A 5,012-nucleotide genomic window follows, 5' to 3' on the forward strand; every position below is an offset into this window, starting at 1 on the left:
TCGACTGCCTTCCAACAAATGCGAGCGTATCCCAATTTCCGAGAGCTGGCGAAAGCCCGAAGGATTCCACGTTGCACCGAGATCATCGGAATACGCATAACGAATGTTTGCGCCGGCGTGCGCGTTGCCGGTGGGGTATTGATGATAAAAAAGATGAATGCGGTTGAAAGAATCAATCACCAGGTCGGGATCGGAATCGATGTGGGTTCCCGTCACGATTGGCTGCGGCGCGCTCCAATTGGCGCCGCCATCGGTGCTCGTGACCATGATCACGTTCCATTTTTCCGTCACGCTCACCGAATCGCGCCACGGAATCGCGAGCGTGTCGCCCGCGGTCTCAAACTCGGCGTGCGGAAAGGCGGATTTTCTGCCGTCATCGGAACTGAGCATGATCGGCCGGCTCCAGCTCAAGCCGCGATCGGTCGAACGGGAAGAGTACACCTCGCTGATATGGCCGAGATCGATATTGCCTTCGTGCCACATCGCGTGCAGGCGGTTACGCCGGTCGATGGTCATGTGCGTGGAGAAATTATCGTATTTCACTTTCGTGGCCACGCGCACGGAGTCGGTCAAGACATTCAAATCCGCATCGAGGCGCGAGCAAAAGATCGCTGCCGGGCTCTTGGCGGTCCAGAGAACATACACGATGTCCTCGTCATCGATCATCAATTTCGGCGAGCTGCCGCCAACCACGAGGCTGGTGGACGTAAACTTTTTGGGCGGATTGAGCCAGGTGTTGCCACCGTCATCGGAATAGGTAAAGTAATGGCCAAAAACTTGATTGGCGTTCGCGGGATTCGATTCGGTCGTCGCGATGATGACCCTGCCGGTGGAGGTGATGACCATGTTGTTGAACAATTGCCCGCGTTGATTGCTGCCGGCAATTGCTCGCGGCAAAAGTGTTTCCGGCCCCCAATGGGGATCGACGCCGTGTTGCGCGAAATTCACGCGCGCCATCAGCAAGAGAGCAAGAATGCAAGCGATGTATCTTCTCATGTGTTTTACTCCTTGAGTCTCGTTCACGTGTTCTACTCTTAAGCACCGCATCATGTCACTTGAAAAAAAGCATTCTTTGGCGCAGCTCGTATTGGCCGGCGCGCAAGATGTAAATATAAATTCCCGAGGCCACGCTTTGGCCGTTGTGATCCCGGCCATCCCACGTCACCGTGTAGTTTCCCGCGGTTTGAAAAGCCTGCACCAGCGTTTTCACTTCCCGCCCCATGAGGTCGAAGATTTTCAATTGCACCAACCCCGTCGCCGGATGCCACGGCGGAATCGAATAGCCAATCATCGTTGTCGGATTAAACGGGTTGGGATAATTTTGCTCGAGCCGAAATTCCAGCGGGATCGACTTGAACTCTTCCACCGCGGTCACCACCGGATGGCACGGCCGGTCGCGCATGATCTGCCGCACGGTTTTGCGCTGCGTGCTTTGCACGAAGCGCATCCAATCGATGACGTAATTCGAGTCCGCCGCAAAATTGAACGTGTGCGTCACCACGCCGATCACGTCTTTGTTCGCGGTGTTGTTGTATCGTGATTTCAGCGTGTTCACCGCGGTTTGCGTATCAATGAAAAAATGATTGATCTGGCAAACGCGATACGGCCCGTACGTGATAACGCTCGGCGAAGAGAAAGCATCCGGCGCCTGCCGGCCGCCGCCGGTGCGGTAAATGAAAGCTTCATGCCAGTCCTTGCTCTGATCTGGATCGCTCTCACCCGGGCCGCCCATCGTGAGCATGAGCGAATCGCCGCCGATCTTTTCGAGAAAGACGCGATACGCGCTCATGTCGCCGAGCAGTTCCGCGGGATTTTTGCCCTGGGCGATAATGACGGAGGTTGGATAGTTGGTGTAGCGATCCCAATACGGATGAAAAACGCCGTGATGATGTGCGCCGATCTCGTGGCCTCGCTGCTGCCACTCTCGCACTTTTTGCAATCGCGAGGAAACGCGCAGGATCGAGTCCACCCACTGCGGCGTGAACTCGATGGTGAGCGGCACTTGATGGCGATCGGCGAGATTCACGAGCTGGACCAGCTTGTCGAACATGTGCGAGTCATTCGGTTCGCAATGTATGGTGAAAAACGTCTCCGGTGTTTGCGCCGACGCAAGACGCGCGCAACAAATGAGCGCCAACATAATTCCTCTCATAACAGATTTCCTCCGGTTGAGTTTGACGAGCCACTGCAGTGATGCCGAGGCAACAAAAATTCTGCCATCGCCGGGCCTCGTGGGTTTTCTGTCTGATTACGCAGCCAACGTTTGAAAGGACCGTTGCCGTTGTACACCCATGTACAAATCAATGGGCAAGCTGTCCTTATGGGTTCAGTAGATTGGCAGGATTTCTCAGGAAAGTGGAGAGCGCAAGTCGCGCCGGCCTTCTCTGCGACTTTTGCTTCGCGAGGGGTTTTTAAGGACAAGGTTCGCTCTGCCATCATCACCGTATGACTGGCTGGAAAAGCCGGCGGGCTTGTTCGTGGGAAATTTCGTTTTTAGATTTAAGGAGGCAAATGGCGCAGCTATTGATTCAACCTTTGTGTGCAGGTGCAGGGATTCTCCTTGCCGCCAACGTTGAGCCGCTCAGACGCCGAAGCCGGGTGCGAATGCCTTTGGTTTTCTCCGCCCACTGCTGTTTGTTCCATGCTGCCGGCCCCAAATGCGTCGGTTTGGCTTTTTGCTCACAACCCCAGGCCAGCAGCGATGCCGCGCCAATCAGCATCAGGCCGCGCCTGGCGCGATGCCCAAAAATTTCGTTATCATACGCTCTCCTTTCCTTAAAAAAGGTGAGTGGAAATCTCTCGCGGTTGTACTCGCACAGGGTTGAGATTTGAGTTTTGAATTGACCGGAGTGCAAAGCTGCGATGCCAAAGCACGCACTCGAACTCAAAAAATCACCCCAAATGCGTCCAGCGCGAGGTGAGAATGGTAGAATGACGACCGGTTGCTGTTCAGGATGAGGCCGTTTCCTCCTCGAAAGGTTGATGCTCGGCGCAATCGATCCGCAACTCGACATCGGCCAGCGGTTTATCCAATAACCGGCAATGATGCGGCGCCTTCGCGTTCGCATGGGCGTTGGGTTGGAAAAACTTGCAGGTGATGCACATGCGCGCAATGGTGATGACCCCCGCTTGCTGCAAGGACTCAATCAGGTGCATGAGAAATTTCATCACCACAACCTTGTCCTGCGGATCAAAGGCAGCGACGCTTTCCTGAATGACATTGGCCCAACTGGACAGTTTCCGCGCCGTCTTCTTGCCCTCCGTTGTCAGCGCCACCGAAACCACACGGCGATCGGTCTCCCACCATTCGCGGCTGACCATTCCCTTTTTCTCCAGCGTGGTGATCGCATCGCTCACGGTGGCCGGCGTCAAACTGAAACCATTCGCCAGATCGCTGATGGTGCAGCGGTCGGCGGCATGGTAAAGCAGATGAACCAGAAATTGAATTTGAATCGGGCTGAGATGGTGAAGTTTGTTTTGCTCCCACAGTAAAACCCGAAAGGCTTGCGCCATTCGCTCCAGCGCGGCGGCAATTTTGCTGTCAACGTCTTGATGCTGATGGGCAGGGTCAAAAATAGATGACATGTTTAGAGCTCATTCAAAAGATAATCAACAAGATTAGCCACCGCCAAGCTGTCCAAACCGTCAAAAGCCGGCATGGATATCGGGGCATATTTTTTTGCCAGTTGTTGCAGCCGTTCATCCTGCGCTTGGAAGGCATGGGGCGCCCTGAGATATCGATTCAGAGTTTCGCGACGCCAATGGGCCGCGAGATTGGTGAACGCCGGCCCCTGGGAGGTGCCTTCACCCTTCGCACCATGGCAGGTGCCGCAGCCCCATTCCTGATAAATCACGCCGCCCGCGCTGGCATGCGTTTGCGCCACATCGCTGGTCTGCATAGCGGTGAAGCGCGGGTTGTGGTCGTGGGCGCACGCCAGAAGCGCGCCCGCAACCACAACACTCATCCATAAACGTGGCAAGCTCATTGGCGATAGGTTGAAAAAACGTAATCCTGCGCTTTCTGACCGGCGTGGCAGGCAAAGCAGGCAGTCTTCGCATCGGTGACGACGCGCTCACGGCTGTCGCCCTTGAAACCCTCAAAACCCCAGCCGCCGGTTTCGCCGAATTTTTTGGAATCTTTTTGCATCACGCCGACGACCTTGCGGCTGCCTTCGGAGATGGCGTTGTTCTCCGCCTTGGCCTCGAGCAGATCAAAGACAATCACCGCGCCGTCGGGATACGGCTTGCCGGCCTTCATCGCCTCCAAAGCCTTGGCATTGGCATAGACGTGGTGAATGCCGCCGAAAGATTCATACAGGGGATGGCCTTCCTGCAACACCATGGCTTTGACATGGGCCCACTGCCGGTAACCCTCGGGATAAGCAACCTGTCCAGCGTTGTCGCCAGCCCAAATTCCCAGCGCCAGCATGAACATACTGCTCATCAAGATAAAAATAGACGTTCGCTTCATATACCTGTCCTCAACTGAATTTGAAGTGAATGAACAGCCAGTTAGTTATTTTGGAATCCTAAATAATATAGCAGAGCAAAGGCTACTTGTCAAGAATTTTTTTTGATTGTGGTGAAGACCTCAAATTGTGGGAAAAAAACCGGGTGCCGTCATCACGGACATTTTTCCGCGTTTGCATAGCCACGCTCTTCGCGAATCCAACTACCCTCCCACCTCCAAAGATCACTATTTTTCTCCTCTCCAAAGAGCAGCGTCACTACTGCTGCACAGAAAAGGTCTATTTCAATTGGATTCATCCGTTCGACGTTTACTTCGTGAGACGAGATTTCATCCTGTTTATGATACACTGTCTGCCCCGGCCCGCTTTGGCGTATTTTTTACTATGGGAATGAACACGAGGCATTTGTAGTGCACCCCGTTTTTTGGACACGAAAAAGGCCTTTGTTAAGGAACTTTGACTGCGGTTTTGTTTTGTTTGTTCCACTGGTTTTCGAATTCGATCGGAGTCAAATAGCCTAAAGCCGAGTGAATTCGTTTTTTG

Annotated in this window: 5 protein-coding genes; all 5 read right to left on the reverse strand. The window is 54.0% G+C overall.

Features of this window, described 5'->3' with window-relative positions; translation table 11 throughout:
* A partial coding sequence (locus FBQ85_26335) for a hypothetical protein (GenBank protein ID MDL1878651.1) occupies positions 1–1,155 on the reverse strand: 1,155 nt, incomplete at its 3' end.
* Complete coding sequence (locus tag FBQ85_26340) at positions 1,052–2,152, reverse strand: T9SS type A sorting domain-containing protein (GenBank protein ID MDL1878652.1); 1,101 nt, start codon at positions 2,150–2,152, stop codon at positions 1,052–1,054. The genes FBQ85_26335 and FBQ85_26340, both read right to left, overlap by 104 nt.
* A 797-nt stretch (positions 2,153–2,949) precedes the next feature.
* The gene (locus tag FBQ85_26345; GenBank protein ID MDL1878653.1) at positions 2,950–3,585 is read right to left on the reverse strand and encodes a MarR family transcriptional regulator; all 636 of its coding nucleotides are present in this window, start codon (positions 3,583–3,585) and stop codon (positions 2,950–2,952) included.
* 2 nt (positions 3,586–3,587) lie between these two features.
* Positions 3,588–3,986, reverse strand: a complete 399-nt coding sequence (locus FBQ85_26350; GenBank protein ID MDL1878654.1) for a cytochrome c — start codon at positions 3,984–3,986, stop codon at positions 3,588–3,590.
* Positions 3,983–4,471 carry a cytochrome C gene (locus FBQ85_26355; GenBank protein MDL1878655.1) on the reverse strand — a complete coding sequence of 163 codons (489 nt, stop codon included), beginning with the start codon at positions 4,469–4,471 and terminating at the stop codon, positions 3,983–3,985. Before FBQ85_26355 ends, FBQ85_26350 begins: the two co-directional genes overlap by 4 nt.
* Between the last annotated feature and the right edge of the window lie 541 nt (positions 4,472–5,012).

It is taken from the genome of Cytophagia bacterium CHB2, from assembly GCA_030263535.1.
Taxonomy (GTDB): domain Bacteria; phylum Zhuqueibacterota; class Zhuqueibacteria; order Zhuqueibacterales; family Zhuqueibacteraceae; genus Coneutiohabitans.

Coding starts and splice junctions, on each gene's coding strand:
- FBQ85_26340 (MDL1878652.1), bottom strand. CDS start 2,152: ATGAGAGGAATTATGTTGGCGCTCATTTGTTGCGCGCGTCTTGCGTCG.
- FBQ85_26345 (MDL1878653.1), bottom strand. CDS start 3,585: ATGTCATCTATTTTTGACCCTGCCCATCAGCATCAAGACGTTGACAGC.
- FBQ85_26350 (MDL1878654.1), bottom strand. CDS start 3,986: ATGAGCTTGCCACGTTTATGGATGAGTGTTGTGGTTGCGGGCGCGCTT.
- FBQ85_26355 (MDL1878655.1), bottom strand. CDS start 4,471: ATGAAGCGAACGTCTATTTTTATCTTGATGAGCAGTATGTTCATGCTG.